At 44.9% G+C, this 25253-nt stretch carries 22 protein-coding genes; 7 read left to right on the top strand and 15 right to left on the bottom strand.

Annotated elements, in window-relative coordinates:
• Window positions 1-179: 179 nt before the first annotated feature.
• The 10 genes from JT718_RS00170 to JT718_RS00125 all read right to left on the bottom strand — a co-directional run bounded on the left by JT718_RS00170 (window position 180) and on the right by JT718_RS00125 (window position 11716).
• Entirely contained in the window at window positions 180-1055 is an 876-nt protein-coding gene (locus tag JT718_RS00170; RefSeq protein ID WP_317195456.1) for a ChaN family lipoprotein, read from the bottom strand.
• Window positions 1056-1186: 131 nt separating this feature from the next.
• Window positions 1187-2497 (bottom strand): ABC transporter permease, encoded by a 1311-nt coding sequence (locus JT718_RS00165; RefSeq protein ID WP_205499649.1) that lies wholly within the window; start codon window positions 2495-2497, stop codon window positions 1187-1189.
• A 4-nt stretch (window positions 2498-2501) separates the two neighbouring features.
• A complete protein-coding gene (locus JT718_RS00160; RefSeq protein WP_205499648.1) occupies window positions 2502-3407 on the bottom strand; it encodes an ABC transporter ATP-binding protein in 906 nt (301 codons plus the stop codon).
• 386 nt (window positions 3408-3793) lie between these two features.
• Window positions 3794-4942 carry a molecular chaperone DnaJ gene (gene dnaJ / locus JT718_RS00155; RefSeq protein ID WP_205499647.1) on the bottom strand — a complete coding sequence of 383 codons (1149 nt, stop codon included), beginning with the start codon at window positions 4940-4942 and terminating at the stop codon, window positions 3794-3796.
• 4 nt (window positions 4943-4946) lie between these two features.
• A complete protein-coding gene (locus JT718_RS00150; protein WP_205499646.1) occupies window positions 4947-5522 on the bottom strand; it encodes a nucleotide exchange factor GrpE in 576 nt (191 codons plus the stop codon).
• A 415-nt stretch (window positions 5523-5937) separates the two neighbouring features.
• Window positions 5938-6933: a GTPase ObgE gene (obgE, locus tag JT718_RS00145; protein ID WP_205499645.1), complete on the bottom strand. Its 996-nt coding sequence runs from the start codon at window positions 6931-6933 to the stop codon at window positions 5938-5940.
• A gap of 136 nt (window positions 6934-7069) precedes the next feature.
• Window positions 7070-7663 carry an adenylate kinase gene (locus JT718_RS00140; protein WP_205499644.1) on the bottom strand — a complete coding sequence of 198 codons (594 nt, stop codon included), beginning with the start codon at window positions 7661-7663 and terminating at the stop codon, window positions 7070-7072.
• Between the two features lie 131 nt (window positions 7664-7794).
• On the bottom strand, window positions 7795-8334 hold the full coding sequence (hpt, locus tag JT718_RS00135) for a hypoxanthine phosphoribosyltransferase (RefSeq protein ID WP_205499643.1): 540 nt from the start codon (window positions 8332-8334) through the stop codon (window positions 7795-7797).
• Window positions 8335-8447: 113 nt separating this feature from the next.
• Entirely contained in the window at window positions 8448-10694 is a 2247-nt protein-coding gene (locus tag JT718_RS00130) for a sodium-translocating pyrophosphatase (protein ID WP_205499642.1), read from the bottom strand.
• A gap of 107 nt (window positions 10695-10801) precedes the next feature.
• The gene (locus tag JT718_RS00125; protein WP_205499641.1) at window positions 10802-11716 is read right to left on the bottom strand and encodes a M20/M25/M40 family metallo-hydrolase; all 915 of its coding nucleotides are present in this window, start codon (window positions 11714-11716) and stop codon (window positions 10802-10804) included.
• Between the two features lie 227 nt (window positions 11717-11943).
• On the opposite strand from JT718_RS00125, the gene JT718_RS00120 reads away from it, so the two are divergent.
• From JT718_RS00120 to JT718_RS00090, 7 genes are all read left to right on the top strand, one after another.
• A complete protein-coding gene (locus JT718_RS00120; protein WP_205499640.1) occupies window positions 11944-13212 on the top strand; it encodes a tetratricopeptide repeat protein in 1269 nt (422 codons plus the stop codon).
• Between the two features lie 82 nt (window positions 13213-13294).
• Window positions 13295-13657 (top strand): EamA family transporter, encoded by a 363-nt coding sequence (locus JT718_RS00115; RefSeq protein WP_262897304.1) that lies wholly within the window; start codon window positions 13295-13297, stop codon window positions 13655-13657.
• Window positions 13658-13665: 8 nt separating this feature from the next.
• A complete protein-coding gene (locus JT718_RS00110) occupies window positions 13666-14619 on the top strand; it encodes a glycosyltransferase family 2 protein (RefSeq protein WP_205499638.1) in 954 nt (317 codons plus the stop codon).
• A complete protein-coding gene (locus JT718_RS00105; RefSeq protein WP_205499637.1) occupies window positions 14603-15331 on the top strand; it encodes a GNAT family N-acetyltransferase in 729 nt (242 codons plus the stop codon). Before JT718_RS00110 ends, JT718_RS00105 begins: the two co-directional genes overlap by 17 nt.
• A 31-nt stretch (window positions 15332-15362) precedes the next feature.
• Window positions 15363-16484, top strand: a complete 1122-nt coding sequence (gene rffA / locus JT718_RS00100) for a dTDP-4-amino-4,6-dideoxygalactose transaminase (protein WP_240336845.1) — start codon at window positions 15363-15365, stop codon at window positions 16482-16484.
• Entirely contained in the window at window positions 16465-17889 is a 1425-nt protein-coding gene (locus JT718_RS00095) for a glycosyltransferase family 39 protein (RefSeq protein WP_205499635.1), read from the top strand. The genes rffA and JT718_RS00095 overlap by 20 nt, the downstream gene beginning before the upstream one ends.
• The gene (locus JT718_RS00090) at window positions 17886-19235 is read left to right on the top strand and encodes a hypothetical protein (RefSeq protein WP_205499634.1); all 1350 of its coding nucleotides are present in this window, start codon (window positions 17886-17888) and stop codon (window positions 19233-19235) included. The genes JT718_RS00095 and JT718_RS00090 overlap by 4 nt, the downstream gene beginning before the upstream one ends.
• 528 nt (window positions 19236-19763) lie before the next feature.
• Here JT718_RS00090 and JT718_RS00085 read toward each other — a convergent pair.
• The 5 genes from JT718_RS00085 to JT718_RS00065 form a co-directional block, all read right to left on the bottom strand.
• A complete protein-coding gene (locus JT718_RS00085) occupies window positions 19764-20828 on the bottom strand; it encodes a glycosyltransferase (protein WP_205499633.1) in 1065 nt (354 codons plus the stop codon).
• 64 nt (window positions 20829-20892) lie between these two features.
• Window positions 20893-22095, bottom strand: coding sequence for a glycosyltransferase family protein (locus JT718_RS00080; RefSeq protein ID WP_205499632.1), 1203 nt, complete (start codon window positions 22093-22095; stop codon window positions 20893-20895).
• A gap of 13 nt (window positions 22096-22108) precedes the next feature.
• Window positions 22109-23041, bottom strand: a complete 933-nt coding sequence (locus JT718_RS00075) for a glycosyltransferase family 2 protein (protein ID WP_205499631.1) — start codon at window positions 23039-23041, stop codon at window positions 22109-22111.
• A 77-nt stretch (window positions 23042-23118) separates the two neighbouring features.
• Complete coding sequence (gmd, locus tag JT718_RS00070; protein ID WP_205499630.1) at window positions 23119-24231, bottom strand: GDP-mannose 4,6-dehydratase; 1113 nt, start codon at window positions 24229-24231, stop codon at window positions 23119-23121.
• Between the two features lie 52 nt (window positions 24232-24283).
• Window positions 24284-25249 (bottom strand): glycosyltransferase, encoded by a 966-nt coding sequence (locus JT718_RS00065; RefSeq protein WP_262897303.1) that lies wholly within the window; start codon window positions 25247-25249, stop codon window positions 24284-24286.
• Window positions 25250-25253 lie beyond the last annotated feature (4 nt).

Below are 25253 nucleotides of genomic sequence, written 5' to 3'. Positions count from 1 at the left end.
TGGACCTAAAACCTTCAATTTTTAAAGCAGTTATCAAATTATAGCTGATCGCTGGCGCGAGCTTACAGCTCGTGTCCGCACGCATAGCTGATCTGATGCTGGTTTGCAACTTAGACCTGATCCACAGTAAAAAACATTGAGGAGGATGTTAACTGAAGTTATAAATGCCTTGGCGCTCCTTAATAGGTTCTGGTCATCCCCTCCGGCACCACCAGCACCACATCGGCGCGATTCTCGTGTTCTTTGTCCAGCTTTTCCAGTTGCGGCTGCTGCACCGTGGAGATGGTTTTGATCTTCAGCTCGGGCCGGAGGCGGCGCAGGTACCAGACGATGCCTTCGTGGTGGTCAGAGTGGTAGGAACCGTTGAGGTGAAGTAAATGCTGGCCTATCTGCAGGTTCTTGCTGATGAACTGCGCCATAGTCGCATCTTTTAGGGCTTGGGCTTCCACTATCTGCGCTGAGGCTGCGGAGTTTCCGTGCGAGTTCCCGAACATGCTGAGCATGCGTTTGTAGGCGGGCAGTTCTAAATCTACGGTGATGGGCAATATTGCCAGCCATTGCTTTTCCTCGGCGGGAAGTGCCTCCAACCCTTTCAGGCTCTCGCGGGCCACCACTCTTGCTGATCTTCTGGGTGCATTGGTGGCAATGAACTTCAGGCCATTGGTTTTGGCGAACAGTAAGGTGGGTTTATAATCGGTGGCGTAGTTAGGCCAGGCGCGGCTTACCTCCGTGAACTTCGGCTCTTCTAGTTGGCCCAGCAGAAAAGAATCCACCGCAGCTTGGGTATCTGTTTCCCACATCTCGGCTCCCAGCACCAGTTGTTTGCCGTGTTTCTGGTACAGGTCCTTCGCCAGTTCCAACTGCAACCAATGCGCGATAGGGTCATTGTGCTGCTCCCCGAAGAATACCACATCGGCCTCGGTCACCTCCTTCAGCATTTTTTCATAGGACAGAGCTTTGCCGCTGCCCTGGAACAAACGATACGCAGGTTTATCCATGGTGAAAGAGCTTAGTATCAGCACGGCCAATAAGAGCGGCAGTAATTTCTTCATCATTTTAAGCTGTTTTAAGCAAAATGGCTCCAAAAGGACATTCAGTTAATAGACGCTAGCTGTCAGAACAGAATAATCAGAAAGTCTTAGGTCTAAGGTCTAAGATCCAATTTCCAGCGCCTAACGTCTATTCCTCAGCCTTTATAGAAAAGCCATTTAGACAGCTCGCGGTAATTCACTTTTTTGCCGTACATCAGGATTCCTACCCGATAGATACGGGCAGCCACCCAAATGGTCCCGATAAACCCGAGCACCAAGAGCAGCATTGACAACGCCATTTCCCAACCCGGCACGCCAAACGGCAACCGTAGCATCATAACCACCGGCGAGGTGAACGGAATCATGGACATCCAGAAAGCAACCGGCCCGTTCGGGTTTTTCACGATGATGGTTTGCGCCACGATGAACGACAAAATGAGTGGCACCGTGATGGGTAGCATGAACTGCTGGCTGTCGGTCTCGGAGTCCACGGCGGCACCAACGGCCCCAAACAAGGCTCCATAGAGCAAGTACCCGCCCAGGAAGTAGAACAGGAAACTTCCTACCAGCAGGGGCACATTGAGGTTTTGGGCGGCACTTACCACCTCATGGATTTCCTGCGCCTGCAGGGCATCGCGGTCGTTCTCCATGCCTTGCATGGTCTGGTTTATCTGGGCATCTGAGAACCGCTTCAGATCGAACCGGGCCGCTACTCCCCCGCTGATGGCCGAGGTCAGGATAATCCAGAGCAGAAACTGGGTGAGCCCCACGGCGGCGATGCCCATGATTTTACCGGCCATCAACTGGAACGGCTTCACCGAAGACACCATCACCTCCAGAATCCGGCTGGTTTTCTCTTCAATCACACCGCGCATGATCTGAGCGCCGTAAATGAAGATGAACAGGTAAATAAGAAATGCTCCAATAAAGCCTACGCCCGTGGTTACGGCCACATCGCTGCTTTTCTCGCCCTCGGCACTCAAATTCACGGTTCTGATGCTGATAGGCGTTTTGATCTTATCCAGCACCTGCTGGTCGATGCCCGAGTTGGCGAACTTCACTTCTTCCAGTTCCTGCCGCACTTGTTTCTCCAGCGACCCTTTCATGGCCAGACTAGTGCTCTTCTGCGAAAACAGCTGAATGCCCTGCGGTTTTTCCAGGTCTATCTTAGGGATGTACAGCAGGGCCGCGTCTTCTGATTTCAGGTAACTGGCTTTGGCTTCCTCCAGGGTACCCGCCACGTTCACAAACTTGAGTTCTTCCGTGGACGTGAGTTTGCCTTTGAGGTATCCGCTCTCGTCTAGCACCTGCACAATCTTGGTGTCATCTGACATGGTGGCGAGCCAGATGGGCACAATCATGACCAGTGCCATCAAGAGCGGCCCCAGAATGGTCATCACAATGAAGCTTTTCTTGCGCACCCGCACCAGGTACTCGCGCTGAAACACTAACCAAATCTTATCCATGCGCTTATTCCTCCGTTACGGTTTGAACAAAAATATCATGTATGCTGGGCACCTCCTCCTGGAAATGCTGCACCTCCACCCGCTCAATCAGGTAGCGCAGCAACTGGTTAGGCCCCACCTGCGGCTCCAACTGCACCTGCGCCTGAAAGTGGTTTCCGTGCTGTTTCTGCGATAATACCTTAAAATCAGGCGACGTGATCATGAGTTTACCCGTTCCCTCCACCTGGTACGTGTGGCTGGTGTACCGTGATTTCACCTCCCGCACACTACCTTCCAGCACTTTCTGCGATTGGTTGATCATGACAATGTAATCGCACATCTGTTCCACCGATTCCATGCGGTGCGTGGAGAAAATGACCGTACAGCCCTGCTCCCGTAGCTTCAGTATCTCGTCCCGAATGATGTTGGCGTTGACCGGATCAAAGCCCGAGAAAGGCTCGTCCAGAATCAGCAGTTTGGGTTCATGCAAAACGGTGGCGATGAACTGCACTTTCTGCTGCATGCCCTTGGAAAGGTCTTCCACGTTCTTGGTGAGCCACTCCTTGAGGTTCAGCCGCTCGGCCCAGACTTTTATGCGTTGCACCGCATCTGCTTTTTCCATGCCTCTGAGCCGGGCCAGGTACACCAACTGCTCCCCCACCTTCATTTTCTTGTACAGGCCCCGTTCCTCGGGCAGGTACCCGATCTGCTGCACATGCTGAGGTTGCAACGGCTGACCTTCAAAGAAGACGCGGCCCTCGTCGGGCGCGGTGATTTGGGTAATGATGCGGATAAGCGAGGTCTTTCCGGCTCCATTGGGCCCTAACAGCCCGAAAATGCTGCCCTTGGGAACGTCAAAAGAGACTTGGTTCAATGCCTGGTGCGCCTCGTAGAATTTGCTTACGCCTTGAATCTGCAGGATGGGTTGCAAAGAAGTAGGTATTTGTTTCTGTGCTAAAGCTAAGGGAAAGCGGCACCCTTTGCAAGGCCGGCAAAAACACGTTTCAGGCCTGTTTTTAGGGAAATAGGTCTGAAACGTAGCGGCGTTACCCTGTAACGACGTGGTTCTACGAAGCAGGTCCGTTGCAAATCACCTATCACGGCTTTTTGCAACTTCAGACTCTGAGGTGGTGGCAGGCCTGCATGGGGTGAGGCGTTTCTGTTTCATGGCACCCCGGCGTTACAGGGTAACGCCGCTACGTTTCAGGGCCATTTTCCAGAAATCAGCTTATAAACAGCAAGGCCCGCTTTTCAGATGAAAAGCGGGCCTTGTATAATATCTTGACTCAGAACTCTGGACTCAAGACTCAGAACTCCTTATTGAAAGTACTCCTTCATTTTCTCGAAGAAGCCTTTCTCGTTTTTGCCTGGGTTTGGCGCGAAGTTCTGCGAATCACGCAGGCGCTCCAGAATCTGGCGCTCCTCTGAGTTCACGTTCTTCGGTGTCCAGACGTTGATGTGGATCAGTTGGTCACCTTTGCCGTAGCCGTTGATGTCTGGAATACCTTTGCCGCGCAGGCGCAGGATCTTGCCAGACTGGGTTCCCGGATCGATCTTGATCTTTACCTTGCCTTCAATGGTGGGTACTTCCACACTTGCACCCAACGTAGCGTCCACAAAGCTCACGTACTGCTCAAACATCACGTTGTTGCCGTCGCGGCGCAGGGTTGGGTGAGCTTCTTCCTCAATCTGGATAAGCAAATCACCCGGAATACCACCTCTTTCAGGCACGTTTCCTTTGCCGCTCATAGACAGCTGCATACCATCGGCCACGCCGGCGGGTACGTTGATGGAAATTACCTCTTCGCGGAGCTGACGTCCTTCGCCGTGGCAGGCATCGCATTTCTGGCTAACCATCTTGCCCTCGCCGTGGCAGGTAGGACAGGTGCTGGAAGAGACCATCTGGCCTAGCATGGTGTTCACCACGCGTTTTACCTGGCCCTGGCCCTGGCAGGTACCGCAGGTTTGCAAAGAAGAACCGTTTTTAGAACCGTTTCCGTCGCAGACCTGGCAAGCCTCGTAGCGTTTCACCTTGATTTTCTTCTCAACGCCTTTAGCTACTTCCTCCAGGTTCAGCTTCAGCTTAATGCGCAGGTTGCTGCCTTTGCGCACCCGGCGTCCGCCGCGCTGTCCTCCGCCCCCGAAGAAGCTCTCGAACCCGCCGCCTCCGCCACCGAAGATGTCGCCGAACTGGGAGAAGATGTCTTCCATGTTCATGCCGCCTCCGCCACCGAAGCCGCCGTTCATGCCCTGATGACCGAACTGGTCGTAGCGCTGGCGTTTCTGCTCATCGCTCAGGACCTCGTAGGCCTCAGCCGCTTCCTTGAACTTGTCCTCGGCAGAAGGATCATCGGGGTTCTTGTCAGGGTGATACTTGATGGCGATCTTGCGGTACGCCTTCTTGATCTCGTCCTGGGAAGCCCCTTTGGCTACGCCTAATACTTCGTAATAATCTCTCTTAGCCATGGTCTTATGCTCCAATTACCACCTTGGCAAAGCGAACCACTTTGTCATTGAGGTAATATCCTTTCTCTACTTGATCAATCACTTTTCCTTTCATCTCCTCTGAAGGAGCCGGAATCTGGGTGATGGCTTCGTGCACCTCGGCGTCAAATGGCTGCCCTACTGCTTCCATTGGCTTCAGTCCTTTCTGGGTCAAGATGCTTTGCAGCTTCCCGAATACCAGTTCCACCCCTTCGCGTACTGCCGTTACATCCTGAGCGTCTTTGATGGCCGCCTGGGCGCGCTCAAAGTCATCCAGCACCGGTAACAGGGCCACCATGAGCTCCTGGTTGGCGGTTTTAAATAGCTCCAGGCGCTCCTTAGAGGTACGGCGTCTGAAGTTGTCAAATTCTGCGTGCAGGCGCAGGTACTTGTCTTTCAGCTCGTCCAGATCAGAATTACCGGCCTGGGCAGTTGTAGCTTCAGCCCCTGCATTCTGTTCCTGCCCCTCAGTTGCAGTAGCGGTTTGCTCAGTTGTCTCCTGAGCGTTTTCTGGTTGTATATTCTCTTGTTCCTGAGGATTTTGTTCAGCTGATGTCGTCATATATCCTTAAAGATTTTAATTCTTCTATTTATGGCGTGCCTTACAGAGGCAACTATTTTGCCAAACCTTTTTTTATGCCAAACTGGCATTTTACTTAAACTGCCATCCGGTTCTTCTCTTTCTTTCTGTCACGCAGATGGCAGTTTTCAGCAGTGGCAAAACAATTTGGGCGGACAGATTGGTTCAGCAGATTTTGAGCCCGAATTGTAGAAAACAGCCTCAAAACCCTACTTACCTTATTTTCAAAATTCTTCTGTGGCGCGGATTTACTTCCGTGTCTTGCTCATTAGGCACGGAAGTAACTTCCGCGCCATAGTACCTAACAGTTGGTTGATCCGTTTTAGCGCTGCTTTGCGCAAAACAGGCCCAAAGCCTACACTCAACCTATTGTTCATAAACATTGATCGCTCACCACTTACGCGGTGTTCAGCGCCTTCCAGATCATGTCTTTCAGTTGCATGATGTTCTTGTTGGTAAGGCTGGAGATGAAGATGGTAGGCAGATCCTGCGGCAAGGTGGCGCGCATTTCGGCTTCCAGTTCATCGTCAATGAGGTCAGTTTTGGTGATGGCCAACAGACGCTGTTTGTGCAGCAGCTCGGGGTTGTAGGTGCGCAGCTCGTTCACCAATATCTCGTACTCCTCGGCAATATCCGGGCTCTCTACCGAGATCATGAACAACAGAATAGAGTTCCGTTCGATGTGCTTCAGGAACCGAATCCCCAAACCTTTGCCCTCAGAAGCACCTTCAATAATCCCCGGAATGTCGGCCATCACGAAGGATTTGTAATCGCGGTACGCCACTACGCCTAGGTTAGGAACCAAGGTAGTGAATGGGTAATTCGCGATCTTCGGCGTAGCCGCCGATACCACTGACAGCAACGTAGACTTACCGGCATTAGGAAAGCCTACCAGCCCCACATCGGCGAGCAGTTTCAGCTCCAGGATGGTCCATTCTTCCAGACCCGGTTCACCCGGTTGGGCGTGCATAGGCGTCTGGTTTGTGGGCGATTTGAAATGGGCGTTGCCCAGACCACCCCGGCCACCTGGTGTGATGATTTCCATCTGCCCGTCCTGGGTGATTTCGGCTTTGATCTCGCCGGTCTCAGCGTCCCGCGCAATGGTCCCGATGGGAACTTCCAGGATGATGTCTTTCCCGTAAGCCCCGCTGGAATGGCTGGGTCCGCCGTTGCCGCCGTTCTCCGCGATCACGTGTTTCTGGTATTGCAGGTGGAGCAGGGTCCAGAGCTGGGCGTTTCCTTTCAGGATGATGTGCCCTCCCCGGCCACCGTCACCGCCATCGGGACCGCCTTTGGCAGTTTTCTTGTCGCGGTGCAGGTGCGCAGAACCGGCTCCGCCGTGCCCTGACCGGCAGCATATCTTGACGTAGTCAATAAAATTGGATGATGACACAGTAAGTACGTTTGTGTTTAACCTTCAAAAAGGAAGCATTCCTTTTTGGGGAATGCTTCCGGAATACTCTATCAGAAATGTACGGCTGTGCTGTACAGCAGGAAAAACCTTCCTGCCTCTCTACAACAACCGCTTGTTATTTATTGTTCAGTGCTATCTGGCAAGCATCAATAATCTCGCAGGTTTTGGCAAAGATTTCGTCAATCTCGCCAATGCCGTCAATGGCGAAGAACTTGTTCTGCTCTGCGTAATAGTTGGCCACCGGAGCGGTTTTGTTGTTGTACTCCTGCACGCGCTTCTGGATCAACGTCTCATCCGCATCGTCTGGGCGGCCCGAGGTTTGGCCACGAAGCAACAGGCGCTTCACCAACTCTTCTTCTGACACTTCCAGTGCCACCATGCAGCTGATGCTTTGGCCGTATCTCTCCAGCAATTGATCCAGAGCCTCGGCCTGCGGAACGGTACGCGGGAAACCGTCAAAGATGAATCCGGCGGCGGTACGGTTATCGTTCAGCTTAGACTCAATCATGCCAATCACTACTTCGTCTGGCACCAGAAGCCCGGCATCCATCAGGCCTTTCGCTTTCAAGCCAAGCTCTGTGCCCTGCGCAATCTCAGAGCGGAGCAAATCACCGGTAGAAAGGTGAATCAGGCCGTATTTTTCAATTAGTTTCTGGCTCTGCGTGCCTTTTCCTGCACCTGGAGGACCGAAGAGTACGATGTTCAGCATGAGTTTTGAAATTGTGAGAAAAACAAAAGTAAGAATAAAATCTTGGAAATGACAGCCTTTCAAGACGCTGGCTTCAGATCAGATTCCGTTTCAGGGCTACTTTCCGGGAAACAGCCCAGAAACGCCCTTGGCTACATGACCTTGTAGATGTCGCGCAGATTCCGGCCCAGGCCGTTGTAATCCAAGCCGTAGCCAACCACAAAGTCATTGGCAATGGACATGGCCGGATACTTGATGTTCAGTTCGTGCTGCAGGCTTTCGGGCTTGATCAGCAACGTAGCCACTTCAATAGAGGCCGCTCCTTTCTCCTGCAACTGAGGAATCAACCCCGCAATGGTATGCCCGGTGTCCACAATGTCCTCCACCACTACCACATGACGGCCTCTGATGTCTTCCTTCAGGCCCATGATTTCCTTCACCTGCCCGGTGCTTTCCATGTCTGCGTACGAGGAAAGGCGCATGAACGCAATCTCGCACTCAATGCTCATCTCTTTCATTAGATCAGAGGCAAACATAAAAGAGCCATTCAACACCGATAGAAAAAGCGGCTGTTTCCCTTTGTAATCATGGCTTAAACGGGCCGCTACAATCTCCACGCTGTGAAGGATTTTGCGCTCTGGAATGTAGATACTGAATTGCTTGTCCTGGATGGTTACCGGTGGCTTTTGCATTAGTCTAGGGTATAGGAAGCATCAAATTTGCGCAAAAACTGCCTTAAAGAAAAGAAAATAGCCCCTTTCTGCGGAAAGAGGCTATAAACGGAAGTACCTGAACCATCGCTTTATCAGCGATTGTGGTTATTAGATTGCGGTGAATAGAGGGTGGTGGCCGCTTGGTTTATGTTCTGTACCCGCTGGTTAGTACTCTCTACATCAATGCGGTTCTCAGGAGCCTCGGCAGGGGTTTCGCGCACGGCAATGTGCGGCGCAATCACCAGGGAAACAATGGACATCAATTTAATGAGGATGTTCATAGACGGCCCAGAAGTATCCTTGAACGGATCGCCCACGGTGTCACCGGTCACCGAGGCTTTATGCGGATCAGAGCCTTTGTACTCCATGACTCCGTTAATGAGCACGCCTTTCTCAAAGGATTTCTTGGCGTTGTCCCAGGCACCGCCGGCGTTAGACTGAAAGATAGCCATCAAAACGCCCGCTACCGTTACACCAGCCAATAAACCACCCAGAATCTCGGCACTGGAAACTTCGTCAAAAACGCCGCGCAACCCAAAGCCAACAATCAACGGCACAATCAACGCGATAGCGCCAGGCAGCATCATCTCCCGGATAGCCGCCTGGGTAGAGATAGCCACACATTTATCGTACTCGGGTTTACCGGTTCCTTCCATAATGCCCGGAATCTCTCTGAACTGCCGGCGCACTTCCTGCACCATGGCCATAGCCGCCCTACCCACCGCACTGATGGCTAAGGCCGAGAACACGAACGGAATCATGCCGCCAATAAACAAACCCGCCAATACCGGCGCCTTGTACAAGTCAATGGTGCTGATGCCGGAGATTCCCACAAAGGCCGCAAAAAGGGCCAGCGAAGTTAAGGCCGCTGAGGCGATGGCAAATCCTTTACCAGTAGCGGCGGTGGTGTTGCCTACGGCATCCAAAATATCGGTGCGCTCCCGGACTTCTTTGGGTAATTCGCTCATCTCGGCAATCCCGCCGGCGTTATCGGCTATGGGCCCGAAGGCATCAATGGCCAGCTGCATGGCGGTGGTAGCCATCATCCCGGCGGCGGCAATCGCCACCCCGTAAAGCCCGGCTACAGCGTAGGAAAACACGATACCGGCAGCCAGCACAATAATGGGCATGGCGGTACTCATCATGCCCACACTCAAGCCCGCAATGATGTTGGTGGCCGCCCCGGTAGAAGACTGCTGCACAATAGAGTTCACCGGTTTTCTACCCATGGCTGTGTAGTACTCCGTGATGATGGAGATGAGGGTGCCCACCACCAACCCGATGATCACGGCCCAGAAAATACCCATGGACGTGAATTCATAACCGCGCAAGGTAAGGGTATCTGGCATTAACCATTCAATGACGAAATAGGAAGCAATAGCCGTTAGAACCACCGAGGACCAGTTGCCCATGTTCAAAGCAGCCTGCACACTGCCGCCTTCGCGCACGCGCACAAACAACGTCCCAATCATGGAGAAGATAATTCCCAGTCCGGCAATGAGCATGGGCAGAATAATGGGCGACAAACCGCCAAAATTATCAGTGACGGAGATTTCGCGGCCCAACACCATGGTAGCCAGAATGGTGGCCACGTAAGACCCGAAAAGGTCAGCCCCCATGCCGGCAACATCGCCCACGTTATCGCCCACGTTGTCGGCAATAGTGGCAGGGTTGCGCGGGTCGTCTTCTGGAATACCGGCTTCTACTTTTCCCACCAGGTCAGCTCCTACGTCAGCGGCTTTGGTATAGATTCCACCTCCTACCCGGGCAAACAAGGCAATACTCTCGGCCCCTAGGGAGAAACCGGTGAGCACCTCCAGGGCTATTTCCATCTGCTCACTGGAAGCACCTGCCCCGGCACGCTCTACAAACCAGTAATAAAAGGCAATAAAGAGTGATCCAAGCCCCAAAACGGCCAGACCGGCCACGCCCATCCCCATGACGGCTCCCCCACCGAAGGATACATTCAAAGCTTTAGACAGGCTGGTTCTGGCCGCCTGGGCCGTCCGGACGTTGGCTTTGGTGGCAATGCGCATGCCTATGAAACCTGCCAAGGCCGAGAAAACCGCTCCAATCAGGAAAGCGGCCACAATGATGGGCGAGGACTTCTCCCCTACATACCCCAAGTAAAACAGAAAAAGCGATGCGATGATCGCAAAATAAGTGAGCACCCTATACTCTGCCTTCAGGAAGGCCATGGCCCCCTCGGCGATGTACTTAGAGATGGTACTCATCTTTTGATCGCCAGCATCTTGTTTGGCAACCCAGGCGGATTTGATGGCCGTGTACAACAGGGCCACCACCCCGAAAGCAGGAATAGCGTAGAGGATTGACTGCATAGAGTGAAGTTTTGTTTGTTAGACTGGATGTATGGATAAGAAGCTCCATGCAAGCTAATCTTATTCGCCTAAAAAACAAATATACGGTATACTCTATGCAGCCTTTCTTAGAGTTTCTGCATCAGATATTTATACAGCTCCACCATGGCGTAAATGTCTTTCTTGTACACCAGCTCATCGGGGGAATGCACATTATCTTCAGGAGCCCCAATAAAGCACCAGTCCCACGGAATATTCCCGTAGTGTAGTTCCTTCCCGTCTGAGCCGCCGGCGCTCTCCACCTCTATCTGATGCGGAATATTTGCCTCTCTGGCCAATTGGATGATCTTCTGCACGAAGCTTCTTCTGGGAATAAGGGAATCCCGCAGGGAAATAGCGACGCCCTCCCCGGCATGCACGCCTTCGGTCACCCACGTAATGTCAGAAATGAGCGCCTGGGTAACGCCATACGTTTCATAGATGTATTTGGCCAGGTACGCCACCGAACCGCCGCCGGTCTCCTCCCAGCACCCGAAGGCAATGATCCCGTTTTCCAGCGTCTCCGCCACCTGCAGCGCGTTCCAGACTCCTAACCGGTTATCCAGGTAACAGCTCTGGATGGTCTCCTCCGTCTCCCGGAAGTCGCACTTAAACACCAGCTCGGTGCCGCGCTCAATCTCCCGCTCAAAGTCATAACTCAGGCTCCGCTCGTCCTCGTCCACCTGCAGGGTGCATTCAATCTTGCCCTGGCTGTCCTCGCCCACCAAAGTATAGCCAGTCTCCGCATCCGGACCGCCTATCCTGATTAGTTGCTTTCCGTAGCGCACCATGAACCCGATGGAATCCATGTGCGCGAAAATCACCGTTCTGGGTTGCCCAAACACCAACAGCAGACAGTCCTGAAACCCTTTGCCGTGGATGATCTGAGGTTTCACTTTCCAGGTTTGCTGGTTTTCCTCCACATACTTCAGCAAGAACTCTTTCATTTTCACCTCATTCCCAGATGGAGCGTGTATTTGGCAGAGCTGGCGCAATAATTCCATAGTTGTGCGTTTTTTTCAAAAGTAAGGGAATTCTTTCAGAGCAATTTGCGCGTTTTTGGACTAATTTTGGAAAATGAAAGCAAAATCAGTCTCAGTAATTACCCGTACTTGAAACCTACTGAAGATTGTGCTTGTTGTGCGAGCGGCTATTTGCGTCAATCGTGCGCTCTAAAGTACATCTAAGCATTAGCGTATAAAGCGTTTTTAGCCAGCTTTCTAAAAATTGAATGAAAAAGACCTTCTTCCTGTTTCTGCTGCTTTTCTGTGTGCTTCAGGCCAAGGCCCAGGTTCCTGATTCCAGCAAGCAGATTGACCAAAAACTGTTGGACTCCCTTCAGGCGAGCATCATCCTGGATTCTATTGACGTGTTGCCCCAGGCCCTTGACATTAAAGGGTGGCTACTGTTGAACGAGAGCATCATGAATGAACTGGGCGGCGCGGTAGACAACATGTACAATTTCAAGTTCGAAACCGCCGAGAAGCAGTTCAGGTCTTTGCGCCGCCGTTACCCCAAACACCCTATGCCCTACTTCCTCATTGGCTTAAGCCAATGGTGGAAAATGGTACCCTCCAACATCACCGACACCCGTTACGACAACTACTTCCTGGCCTACATGGACACCACCATTACCCTGGCCGAGGATTTATATGACAACGATAACAAGAACCTTGAGGCCGCATTCTTTCTCTCGGCCGCCAATGGGTTTGGCGCGCGCCTGCACGCTGAGCGCAAAAACTGGCGCAAAGCGGCTATTATGAGCAATCGGGCCCTTGATTACCTGCAGAAGAGTAAAAAAGCCAATGGACTTAGTGATGAGTTTCTCTTTGGCGAGGCGCTTTTCAATTACTATTCAGTCTGGATTCACGAAAACTACCCTTTGCTGCGCCCGGTCCTTTACTTCTTCCCTAAGGGAAACAAAAACTTAGGCTTGAAACAATTACAACAGGTGGCGTTCAATGGGTTCTACACCGGCACAGAGGCTAAATACTGGTTGATGAAAATTTACGCCAATGACCCAAGGAGCAGTGCCGCAGCCATGTCACTGGCCCAGTACCTGGCCAGCACCTACCCAGACAATCCCTACTTCCAGCGCTTCTACGCCCGCATGGCGTTCACTGAAGGAAACTTTGGCGTGGCAGAACAGCTCTCCACGCAGATACTGGACAAAATTCAGCACGGCATCTTTGGCTACGAAGCCATCAGCGGTCGGTACGCCAGCTTCTATTTGGGATACATCAACCAGTACCGTAACCGGGATTATGCCAAAGCAAGGCAATACTACCAGCAATGCATTACCTTTGCCGAGCAGATAGGCGAAGTAGAATCTGGGTACTACATCTCCTCCTTTGTGAACCTCGCCAGGATGAGCGATAAAGAGAAGAACGTGCCGCAGGCAAAGCAGCACTACGAAACCGTCATCAAATTGGCTGACTCAAAGTCTGATGCGGAGAAGGAGGCGAAAGCGTACTTGAGGAAGAATAGGAAAGTGAGATAATCAAAAAAATTATAATATGGCTAGTAGAAGCAATTAAAGGTTTCTCTAATTTTGCGACTACATCAAGAAATCAATCCAACAAATGGGTTATCTTTACATTTTTTGTACAATTTTGTTTACGGTCTATGGGCAGCTAGTCCTAAAGTGGAGAATCAGCAAACTGGGAGCTCTGCCTGAGCTTACCTCCGAGAAGTTTTTGTTTATAGCGAAGTTCTTTCTTGACCCCTTCATCCTCTCCGGTTTTGCCTCAGCATTCATAGCCTCAATTTTTTGGATGGCGGCCATGACAAAATTTGAGATTTCCTTTGCTTACCCGTTCATGAGCTTAAGCTTCATTCTGGTACTATTTTTAAGCACAATCTTCTTAGGCGAGGCTTTCACGATGGGTAAAGCCCTAGGTTTGCTTTTAATCGTAGCAGGGATTGTTGTAACAGTTAAATTCTAAATCTAAGAATGTATCCAAAGCCCTACATTTCAATTGTTAGCCCCGTCTATAGGGCAGAAAACGTCATTGATCTTTTAGTAGAAAGAATAAGCAAGTCCCTTGAACCGATCACCGACAACTTTGAAATAATTCTGGTAGAGGACTGCGGACCTGATGATTCGTGGGGTAGGATAAAAGAGGCAGCGTCAAGAGATGAACGCGTAAAAGGAATTAAACTAAGCCGCAATTTTGGACAACATTACGCTATAACAGCGGGTCTAGACCAAGCACAGGGTGAGTGGGTAGTTGTAATGGATTGCGACCTCCAAGACCAGCCTGAGGAGATCCTCAATCTATATAGGAAGGCAAAGGAGGGGTACGACGTGGTATTAGCAAGTCGGCACGAAAGAAAAGACAAGTTCTTCAAGCAGCTTTTCTCTAAGTTGTTTTACAGAGTATTAACCTATCTGACAGGAACAAAACAGGATAGCAGTATTGCTAACTTTGGAATCTATCATCAAAAGGTGGTTTCAGCAATAAGCGGCATGCGTGAGAGCATACGCTATTTCCCCACCATGGTCCGCTGGGTCGGATTCAAAAGAACGACGATCAACGTAGAACACGCCGAAAGGGCAGAAGGAAGTACGAGTTATAACTTCGGCAAGCTTTTGAACCTTGCTTTGGACATCATTTTGGCTTACTCAGATAAGCCGATCAGGCTAACGGTAAAGGCGGGATTGATCATTTCATTTTTCTCCTTACTATTTGCTTTGGTTACTATGGTGCGGTATCTACTTGGTGAAATATCTGTAATAGGGTATACTAGCATGGTAGCATCAATTTGGTTTTTGTCTGGCTTAACAATCAGCATCTTAGGCATCATCGGGCTATACATAGGTAAGACGTTTGAAGGCGTCAAAGGCAGGCCGATATATATAGTATCTGAACATACGCTTACACCAGAATATGTTAGGACATCTTGAGTGGGATACAACCTTTTTCGGCTACAAGACAGGCCAGTTAGCAAAAGAGTCAATAACCGATGTTGAGTTGGAGGCAGCCATCGAGAGCTTCCAGAAGGAAAACTATAGGCTTGTTTACATAAGAACAAAGCAAGAGATCGAAAACATAGCAGGCTTAGTAGAAAGATTAAGTGATGAAACCACAATTCTACTTGCTGACAAGAAAGTTGTTTTCTCCCAGTATCTAAACCCACTTGAGCGATTAGAATCAAGCATCGGCATTAAACTTTACAACCAAAGCGGGCTAGATGCAAAATTGGCCGACTTAGCTCTTCAAAGTGGAAAGCATTCCAGATACTTGGTTGACCCTAACTTTAGAAACAACGAGTACCAAAGACTATATACAGAGTGGATAAAAAAGTCAATTACAGGAGAAGCCGCTCAGGAAGTGTGGGTTAGCATCGATAACTCAAATAAAATAAATGGGTTCATCACTTTAGGGAAGAAAAACAATGCAGCCGACATTGGGCTATTGGCTGTAGACACGAACAGTAGAGGCAAAAACCTTGGAAAAACCCTTATTAATGTTGCCAAAAAGCGCGCAATGGAGTGGGGTGAAACTAAACTTCAGGTTGTAACACAATTAGACAACAAGCCTGCCTGCAGCTTCTATGGTAGGTGCGGGTTTATAACAGAGTCCATAGAATACATTTACCACATTTGGATAAGATAAGCAGATGACAATACCTTTCAACAAGCCTTACATGACAGGTAAGGAAACTGAATACATTAAAGAGGCAGTAGCGTCTGGTAAGATATCTGGCGACGGCTTATTTACAAGAAAATGCCATGAATTCTTTGAGCAGCGGTATGGCTTTAAAAAAGTGTTGTTAACCACCTCCTGTACAGATGCATTGGAGATGGCAGCTATTCTTATCAATATAGAACCGGGAGATGAGGTGATTATGCCATCTTACACTTTTGTTTCAACGGCCAATGCGTTCGTTTTAAGAGGAGCAAAAATAATTTTTGCTGACAGTAATGAACTCAATCCGAACATAGATGCTGATAAAATTGAGGAATTAATTACTCCTAAAACAAAGGCAATAGTACCTGTACATTATGCTGGTATTGCTTGTGATATGGATAAGATCATGTCACTTGCAAGTAAATACAATTTATTCGTTGTAGAAGATGCTGCCCAGGCTATTGACAGCTACTACACTGGGGCAGACGGCATCAAGAGGCCTCTAGGAAGTATTGGGCACCTGGCAGCCTTCAGTTTCCACGAGACGAAGAACATCATTTCTGGGGAGGGAGGAATGCTCGCCATTAATGATGAAAGGTTTATAGAAAGGGCAGAAATTATAAGAGAAAAGGGAACTAACCGTTCCTCCTTCTTCAGAGGGGAAGTCGACAAGTATGGTTGGGTAGATATCGGCTCATCTTTCCTACCATCTGATATAATTGCAGCTTTCCTTTGGGCACAACTAGAAAACCTAGATAAAATTCAATCAAAACGCAAGGAGATATGGTTGAACTATTACCACAATCTAATCAACGCCCAAAATGGTGAAAGAATAAAGCTACCTAATATACCTTGCTATGCAACTAATAATGCTCATATGTTTTATTTGGTATGTCAAAATATCAAACAAAGAACAGCACTGATTGAAACACTAAAAGCTAATAATATCCACCCTGTGTTTCACTATCTTTCTTTACATGATAGTCCACTTTATAAAAATAAGCACGATGGAAGGAGTTTACCATATAGCGACTACTATGCAAATTGCTTAGTTAGGCTACCTTTATACTTTGAATTATCAAAGAACGAAGTAGATCACATTATAAATTTAATAAAAGATGAATTTATCTCATTATAAGGTTAAAAACGACAGATTAACTATAATCATAATAGTTGGGTGTTTATTAAGGATAGTATATTTTATATGGGGAGCTGACATATATTTGGGTGAGAAGAAATATATAATGGGGGATACTGCAGGGTGGACAGAAAGTTTTATAAACCTTTTAGAAAACGGCACATATACTTTTGATATAACAAACCCAGATGCAGCATTTGGAAGGGTACCAGGTTTCTCGTTCTTTTGGGGAATACATTACCTAATTTTTGGCAATTATGTCTACCAAGCAGTTGCCATATCCCAGTTGATATTAGACACAATAGCAATTTATATAATATATCAAATTACAATCAATATATACAACCATAACAATACTGCAATAATCGCGTCAATTCTTTATGCAACATATCCATTTATAATAGGATGGATTACCGTCTCTTATTCAGAGCTATTAACAAACTTTTCAATTTTAATTATAATATATTTAATAACAAAAAAAGATAAATCTAAGAAGCACTTTGTGTATATAGGTTGTTTATGCGCAATAGCCTTCTTTATTAGAGAGTTTGCCGGCATATTATTCCCAATAGCAGTTATTACATTTTTTGTTTCTGATAAAATAAGTATTAAAACCAAAACACAATGTTCAACATTAGTAATTTTGTCATTTATAACTGTTTATAGTGCTTGGCCAATAAGAAACTTTATAAATCACAATAGGCTAGTCCTAGCAAGAACTATGGGTGGCTTTGAAAGGTACAATGAAGATTTTTTGGCATTTAGGACATGGGTAAACACTTGGGACCCAGATGAAAGTAAATGGTTGGCACAACTAGCATCATCTGATTCACAAATAAAGTATCCTAACCAAGCATTTGTCAATGATATAGAAAGGGAAAAAGCAAATAAACTAACCGCATTATCAAGAAGTTGTGGTACATCATTTCAGTATTGGCGATCGGATTACAATTTACCAGTGAACTCTAAATATAATTGCAATGAGGAGATTGCTAGAGGCTTCAATGAGCTAACAATGTCGTTGATCAAAAATAAAACGTGGTTCTACTTCACTAATGTACCATTAAAAAATCTACATAAAGCGATATTTAAGAATGAGTTATTTTCAGGTTCTGTAATACAGAGTAACACCCAAAAGATTATGTCATTGCTTTTCGGTTACAGAACAATACTAATTATATTAGGATTTACAGGAGTTGTCCTAAGTTGGAAATACAAAGGAATTATACCTATAGCAGGCTATTGTATTTTCATGTATCTATTTCTCTCATTTGTAATAAGGTTTCTAGAAATGAGGAATTTACTACAAGCAGACACTCTGTTATTGATCCCAGCAGCCTACAGCATTTCACAAGCATTTGTTTTCATAAATACAGATTGGAGGCAAATGCTTTTAAACAAATGAAAAATTTGATGGCTACAATATTCTTGCATTCACAAGATATATTTCTGACTCCGATATACCTATTAATTGTAAGTTTTATCATCAATCATTATTCTAAATCAAAAACAAAAGGAAGATTAGAAAGAAAATACTTTTTAATTGGTGCATATTCTCGAATATTCGGCGGCTTATCTTTAGGTATCATTTATGAATTTGTATACCAAGGTGGAGATACTTCAGCTTATTGGCTCTATGGCACTAGAATAACTGATTTATTTTTACAAGACCCATTGATAGGCTTACAAATGCTTATAGAATTCGGAGACAAATATAGTCCAGAGGTTTTACGATATATATATGACATAATCTGGCATCCAAACCCTACAGAATTTTCTATATGTATACTATCTGGTTTGATTGGAATTTTTTCTTTTAAGACTTATTCTGTTATAACAATTTTTTTTGCATTAATTAGCTTCTCAGGTTCATGGAAGATGTATCAAACATTTACATTTCTATATCCGGAACAGAAAAAAAAACTTTTAATCTCATGTTTATTGATACCCTCAGTTATATTTTGGGGTGGAGGCATGATGAAAGACACCATATGCCTTGGTGCACTAGGCTGGCTATTTTGGGCTTTCCATATGGGATTAATAGAAAAAAAACAAATAATTAAATCTGTAATCATTGCAACTGTAAGCATATATACTATAGCCACTATAAAAATCTATATATTATTAGCTTTTTTACCGCCAGCAATGAACTGGATATTTTTAGAACAAATTAAGAAAGTAAAAAACAAATCTCTGAGATTGATTTTAGCACCTTTTTTTATAAGCTTAGGCCTCATTGTTGCCACTTTAGGTATGACAAATTTAACTGAAGGAGATGAGAGGTTTGATATTGACAATATTGGTGAAAGAACAAAAATCAATCAGGAGTGGTTGAGCGGTGGGGTACAAACAGGATCTGCATATAATATAGGCAAACTTGACGGTACGCTTAACAGTATCATTGAAGTGGCCCCACAAGCTGTAGTAGTTACATTATTCAGACCTTATCTTTGGGAGGTAAGAAGCCCAATTATGTTACTGTCAGCTTTTGAAGCAACATTCTTCCTATTATATACGGTTTATCTTTTTATAACAATAGGGGTACTTAAAACTTTGAAGTTAATATTCTCCAAACCAATACTTCTGTTTTCTTTTGTATTTTGTATAATACTTGCAATTGGCGTAGGAACAAGCAGTGGTAACTTCGGAACACTCGTTAGATATAAAATTCCTCTGTTGCCATTTTATTTGTCAGCTCTTATAATCATGAAATCACATATTAAAGATAAACAAAAAATAAGAAAGGGTTAACAAACAAGCCTTTAGTACACCTGAAATGATTTATAATGATACATCACGTATAAAACAAAAATACAAACGCAAGTAATTTATATTTATTGAATTATTAAATGATTTTAGAATGTAATTAGTTAAAAACTTATTGAAAATAATCAATTCGAATAATTATTTTCTAGTTCAAGCCGGAGTAGCCAGAAACAAAAACTTTTAATAAACATACTTCTACCATATTCGATAATTCTGTAAGAATAATTCTTGCAGATTGGAAGTGCAATAAATCTTTAAATTATATTTTGGTTCTTATGTAACTTAATCTTATAAAAAAATATAATCTAATACATTTTATCAAAAACCTATTTTAAATTCATTATAAAATGAAGTATTCACAGTCTTTAATTAAATAATTCCATCCATAATGCAAACAAATTATTTGTATACCTTGTACTAATATTATATTTACTGAAAGATCTAAAATTGAATCAAAAGCTACACAATAAAATACGCAATATTTACAATATTAATTATTTACTTAATGTTAAATTATTGAAATAGAGCTAAGAAATTGTCCCAGTTAGCTGTTACTGCATAGATTCTCTCAATCTTTTCTCTAGCAGCTTCTCCAAGTTCCTTTCTTAAATTTGCGTCAACAATTAATTTTTCCAAACTTCTGTACCAATCCTCTTGTTTGTAACAAATAAAACCGTTCACCCCGTCATCCACGACCTCCGTATTCATGCCCACAGGAGATACTAAAGCGGGAATGCCCAAGGCCATGTACTGGAGTGCCTTAAAAGCACACTTACCCTTTGCCCATTGATCATCTTCTAATGGCATTAGGCCAACATTAAAACTTAACAAATCTTGGATTTCTGATTCTTTATTCCAAACAGTAAAAACCATTGATTTTAATGTAAAAGAGGGAGGCTGATTTGAAATTACCTTGAAATCAAAGGCATACTTTTCTTCTAGGTTCTTCAAGATGGGTATTATTGGGTCAAGATATTTCATAGTGGAATGAGTACCGGTCCAACCTATCACAACCTTAAATGCATTTTGCTCCTTAACCCGGTTATGGAGGCGGATGGTATCTATAGTGGTAGGATTCACTACAACACTTGAATTAAATTGCAAGGCATAACTCCGCAAATAGGCATTACCACAACTTATTTTATAAGCCCACCTGCAGATAGAGTCTACTTTTTGATGCCATTTTATCCCAGCTACAATTTTGTTAGATTCCGAAGTATTAGGTATCCAAATTGCATCATCAAAATCAAATATTACTCTTTTTTTAAATACTTTCGCAACTACCCATTCAAACCATGGAGGACCTATTGGAGCAGCTTCCCGGTGAATAAATATAAAATCGTAATCAGAAACTTGAAACAAAAGAAATAATCTTCGAAAAAAGCCAAGAATAATACCGATTGACTTCTTAAGCAAAAAACCAGGTTTATATAAAATGCTCCATGTTTTATCATCTAAGAAAGGAGCGATATCATAGATATAACCAGCTTCGAGGAGTATGTCAAAGTACTGCTCGAACCTAAACCTTTGTGAAGGGGCCTTTCCTACTGGATAGGGTACTACAAATAAGATCTTCATATTAATAATTCCACTGTACAGTTACATTCTCCTCAACCTATCTAGTGCTTTCTAATATTACTGTCTAATAGCAACCAAGGAAATACAGATATGCCTTTTTAGTAGTAGATAAATTCCGATGACGAATAGCTAACTCCCTTACCTTAGATCTGTAGTCAGGATTCTTAAGTAGTTCTCTCATTTTTAGCAATGCATTTGCTAAACTCCCTTTAACGGATAAGTCGAATACTGCACCGCCCCCCTCTCTCTCAATAATGTCAGAATCATCTCCTACCCCGTTAGTAATGAGAATAGGTAACCCACTCGCCCAATACTCTCCATTTTTTGTAGGTGAGCAATAAATACGACTAGCCGCCGGCTTTATAGTAGAAAATGCAAAATCGCTGGCTGACAAAAAAGCGGGGACATCAGAATGCGCAGATTTAGTTATAAATACTTTGTTGACATCAATATCAGCATCGATAAGTTTTTCAAGTAACTTTTCCTTAGGATTAGGTGAAAGAATTATAAGCCTGAAACTGTCTCCAAAATAGTCAAAAGAAGTCTTAAAAATCTGGAATGCCTCTTCGTCATAATAGATGTCTCCGAATTTACCCACATAAACTCCTACCAAGTGAAGTGATGAAAATCCTAAACGCTTGCGACTCTGCTCACGAACTACTTTATCAAATTGGAAGCTTTCCGCATGAACGGCAACAGGAACCGTGTAGATACGTGCCTCGGGGATCCCTTCTTGGATTAGCTTTCTCTTATAATTATCTGCAACCGGCATTAAACCAGAAGCATACTTCTTCTGTTTTTCTTCCCAAGCTCTTTGAAAAATATACCGAGGATCAAACCTTCTCCAAACGCCTGACTCAAGCATATAATCTGCGTGGGGCTCAAAAGATTCTACAAAGAAGGGCACCTTTGTAACTTTCCAAACAAGATAAGCAAGAGCTCCTGCTGGTGCTCCTCTGCTAATTACACTATCTACCTTGAAAGCGTTAATTATTCTTTTTATTTGGTTTGGAAAAACAATAAAATCATTGATTTTTTCTAAAATATTTATATTGAGCCTTCTTGAAATCAATGGCTCAAAGTGAATTTTATCGTGCCCTTTAAATAAGAACGTTGGTCTATTGGGAATCTGTCCCTCTCTTTCTATAGTAGTAAAGACTATTTTATTGATAGAATGAAAAGAAGCCAGAATTTCTAAATGCGGAAAAATGGTTGCAACTGTCAGCGGGTCATTTACCCCCCAATAACCTAAAAAAAGAATAGTCATAAACATCTAAATTTCAACGTGGGGAAGAGGTATAACTTGTAACCTTTTTCTTCACCATCTGAACCGCTGCTTCTCCAACAATTGTCTTGAGAGCTAATACTACAATTTTAGGCTGAAGAGAAAGGCACTTCGCTGCCTTCAGAAGAAGTCGGAAGGTATCGCCCCTCTTTCCATCTGAATAAGCATGGATGGCACTCAAATAGTAAATGCTTCCAAACAATATATTTTGCTGCTGCTTTTCCAACAACAGGTGCCGTTCTGCCCAGTTTCTAGCCATTAAAAGCTTTCTTATCAAAGAACTGGATTCTGCTCGCATAGAACGAGACTCGTGGTCGTTCATGTAAATGGTAACCCTATCTATAATATAGACCTTATCTGCTCGTAAATTTTCTAATAAAAACATCCAATCCTCAACCACAGCAAATGCACGGTCTTCTTCAAAGAGCTTTAACTCTGCATTATCACGCTTTACTGTGAAATTACACGCCAAAGGATTGCCATGAAGGAACAAATCAATTGAATAGTATCCTTCTTTTAGACCAGAAAGATCACTATCTACAATGTTGCCATCTCTATTAAATTGAAATTTACTCGCAATAAAGTTGGGATAACCCTGTTCATGAATTTTTGATTTTATTACCTCCAAGTGATTAGGAAGCATAAAATCATCAGAATCAAAAAAAACTACATACTGCCCCCTAGCTCTTTTAAACCCGAAGTTTCGAGCCCGCCCACGCTCACCATTTTGAATAGGGAAATATTTTAACCTAGTATCAGAAAAAGTCTGAACAACTTCCTTTGTATTATCCTTTGAACCATCATCAACCAGAATAATTTCAAAATTCTGGTAAGTTTGGTTTAGCACAGATAGCAAAGTATTTGTTATTAAGTTGGCCCGGTTATAGGTGGGTATTACTATTGAAAAAAATGGAATAGCATTAATCATGCAAAAGTTTCTGCCTTAAAACAAGATTGGTGCATTAAGATGCTAAATAGCATCTTAATGCACCAATTATTAGAAGTTTACTCGTGATAATTTACCACTTTGTGCCCGCCCTGAAGTAAATAAGCATCTCTCTTAAATAATTCTAAGTCGGCTTGCATCATATCTCTCACCAAAGCAGACAAATCATACTTAGGTGTCCAGCCAAGTTTTTCCTTTGATTTGGTTGGATCACCAATAAGTAGATCTACTTCTGTTGGACGGAAGTAAACTGGATCTACAGCTACAACTTCTTTCCCAATTGGCAATTGATACTCAGGGTTGTCACAAGCAACTACTTTAGCAACTTCATTAACACCTTCACCTTCAAAACCAACAGTAATTCCAACTTCCTCAAACGCCATTTTAACGAAATCACGCACAGTAGTGGTCACTCCTGTGGCAATTACAAAGTCTTCAGGTGTATCCTGTTGAAGTATGCGCCACATAGCTTCTACATAATCCTTAGCATGTCCCCAATCCCGTTTAGCATCTAAATTACCTAACAAGATTTTATCTTCAAGTCCTAAAACCATTTTAGATATTCCTCTAGTAATTTTACGAGTAACAAAGGTCTCACCTCTCAAAGGGGACTCATGGTTGAAAAGAATTCCATTGCACGCAAACATACCATATGCTTCTCTGTAATTTACTGTGATCCAATAAGCATACATCTTTGCCACTGCATATGGTGAGCGCGGGTAAAAGGGGGTAGTCTCTGATTGAGGAACAGCTTGCACTAATCCATATAATTCAGAAGTTGAGGCTTGATATATTTTAGTCTTTTTGGTTAACCCGAGAAGACGAACGGCTTCTAAAATTCTTAGGGTACCAATCCCGTCAGCATTGGCTGTATATTCCGGCGTCTCAAAACTTACCTTAACATGGGACATAGCCCCAAGATTGTAAATCTCATCTGGTTGGACCTGCTGGATAACCCTTATTAGATTCGTAGAATCAGTTAAATCGCCAAAATGATTAATAAACCTTGAATTCAGTTCAGTTCCATCGTGGCGCAAATGGTCTATCCTATCTGTGTTAAACAAAGAACTACGTCTCTTTATTCCATGAACTTCATAACCTTTATCTAATAGCAATTCAGCTAAATAGGCTCCATCCTGACCAGTTATACCAGTAATTAAAGCTACTTTCATTATATTGTAAAATATTTATTGTTCTACTTTTTTTGCTAAATACAAAATAAACCTAGGCTTTATTCCTAGTTAGAAATTTCAGCTCATTGCTGCCGTTGAACTCGTTAAAGAAACGGTCACTGGCTAAAAAGGCATTTTCAATTGAAGGTTTAGGGTCAGACACCTGGTTGAGCGCAAAAGTTCTTTTCTCAGGTGGCGTAGCATGGCCCGTCAGCTTTAAGATCAGGTTCTTCAGCGGACGCAGGGGTTTCTTGATGTATTCTTCCAGGTTGGTCTGGTACTTTAAATTCTTCCTTAAAGATCCATAAATGTTTTTGTCGTAGAAAAACAGCATCCGGATGTATTCGGATTGGCTGGCGTTCTGCTGCTTGAGATTACGGAAGTTACTCTGGGGGTTTTCGATGCGGATGGCACTCAGACCGGTACACCAGGCAATATTGACCTTAAAACTGGTGATCCGCAAAGAGAAATCAGTATCAACCTGAACTACGCCCGTATGGAACAGCCCCGTCAAAGCCAGAGATTTTTTCCGGATCAGCAGGGGCAGACCAATAAACCAACCGGGCTGCCCTGTTTCCATCCAGCGCATAAAGTTAGCGTAACAATCATCGTAAAGGCTAATGCTGCTTAAATCTTCCAGATTCACCAAGCCGGTCTGAGCCGACATCACATCCACCTCCGGATGGGCCAGCATATACTCTTTACAGGCCCGGATTACCGGATAATAAAATGCATCATCATCGGTGATCACTTTGACGAGTTCGCCCCTGGCCATGAGCATCCCCTTGTTGAAACCATGGGCTTCTCCTTTATCCGGCTCCGAGACAAACTGATGTATCAAACCCTGCTGGTACAAATCCTGCAGGTACTCCCGGGTGCCATCTTTACTGCCTCCATCCACAACAATAAATTCTTCATCGTCCCGGATATTACTCAACAACCGCGAAACTACCTCTTTCAAATAAGGTAATTTATTGAAAGTGGTTAAAATGTATGATATCTTAATACTGTTCTCCATTCTT

This window comes from Rufibacter psychrotolerans (assembly GCF_016924645.1).
Lineage (GTDB): Bacteria > Bacteroidota > Bacteroidia > Cytophagales > Hymenobacteraceae > Nibribacter > Nibribacter psychrotolerans.
This window is presented reverse-complemented; position numbering and strand designations above follow the sequence as displayed.

What these genes read in the sequence shown, in the direction of transcription:
- hpt (WP_205499643.1), bottom strand. Translation starts at nt 8,334, where the DNA reads ATGCAAAAGCCACCGGTAACCATCCAGGACAAGCAATTCAGTATCTAC.
- JT718_RS00075 (WP_205499631.1), bottom strand. Translation starts at nt 23,041, where the DNA reads ATGATTAATGCTATTCCATTTTTTTCAATAGTAATACCCACCTATAAC.
- JT718_RS00125 (WP_205499641.1), bottom strand. Translation starts at nt 11,716, where the DNA reads ATGGAATTATTGCGCCAGCTCTGCCAAATACACGCTCCATCTGGGAAT.
- JT718_RS00095 (WP_205499635.1), top strand. Translation starts at nt 16,465, where the DNA reads ATGAATTTATCTCATTATAAGGTTAAAAACGACAGATTAACTATAATC.
- gmd (WP_205499630.1), bottom strand. Translation starts at nt 24,231, where the DNA reads ATGAAAGTAGCTTTAATTACTGGTATAACTGGTCAGGATGGAGCCTAT.
- JT718_RS00120 (WP_205499640.1), top strand. Translation starts at nt 11,944, where the DNA reads ATGAAAAAGACCTTCTTCCTGTTTCTGCTGCTTTTCTGTGTGCTTCAG.
- JT718_RS00090 (WP_205499634.1), top strand. Translation starts at nt 17,886, where the DNA reads ATGAAAAATTTGATGGCTACAATATTCTTGCATTCACAAGATATATTT.
- JT718_RS00165 (WP_205499649.1), bottom strand. Translation starts at nt 2,497, where the DNA reads ATGGATAAGATTTGGTTAGTGTTTCAGCGCGAGTACCTGGTGCGGGTG.
- JT718_RS00150 (WP_205499646.1), bottom strand. Translation starts at nt 5,522, where the DNA reads ATGACGACATCAGCTGAACAAAATCCTCAGGAACAAGAGAATATACAA.
- JT718_RS00080 (WP_205499632.1), bottom strand. Translation starts at nt 22,095, where the DNA reads ATGACTATTCTTTTTTTAGGTTATTGGGGGGTAAATGACCCGCTGACA.
- JT718_RS00115 (WP_262897304.1), top strand. Translation starts at nt 13,295, where the DNA reads ATGGGTTATCTTTACATTTTTTGTACAATTTTGTTTACGGTCTATGGG.
- JT718_RS00130 (WP_205499642.1), bottom strand. Translation starts at nt 10,694, where the DNA reads ATGCAGTCAATCCTCTACGCTATTCCTGCTTTCGGGGTGGTGGCCCTG.
- rffA (WP_240336845.1), top strand. Translation starts at nt 15,363, where the DNA reads ATGACAGGTAAGGAAACTGAATACATTAAAGAGGCAGTAGCGTCTGGT.
- JT718_RS00105 (WP_205499637.1), top strand. Translation starts at nt 14,603, where the DNA reads ATGTTAGGACATCTTGAGTGGGATACAACCTTTTTCGGCTACAAGACA.
- JT718_RS00170 (WP_317195456.1), bottom strand. Translation starts at nt 1,055, where the DNA reads ATGATGAAGAAATTACTGCCGCTCTTATTGGCCGTGCTGATACTAAGC.
- JT718_RS00085 (WP_205499633.1), bottom strand. Translation starts at nt 20,828, where the DNA reads ATGAAGATCTTATTTGTAGTACCCTATCCAGTAGGAAAGGCCCCTTCA.
- JT718_RS00065 (WP_262897303.1), bottom strand. Translation starts at nt 25,249, where the DNA reads ATGGAGAACAGTATTAAGATATCATACATTTTAACCACTTTCAATAAA.
- dnaJ (WP_205499647.1), bottom strand. Translation starts at nt 4,942, where the DNA reads ATGGCTAAGAGAGATTATTACGAAGTATTAGGCGTAGCCAAAGGGGCT.
- JT718_RS00140 (WP_205499644.1), bottom strand. Translation starts at nt 7,663, where the DNA reads ATGCTGAACATCGTACTCTTCGGTCCTCCAGGTGCAGGAAAAGGCACG.
- JT718_RS00110 (WP_205499638.1), top strand. Translation starts at nt 13,666, where the DNA reads ATGTATCCAAAGCCCTACATTTCAATTGTTAGCCCCGTCTATAGGGCA.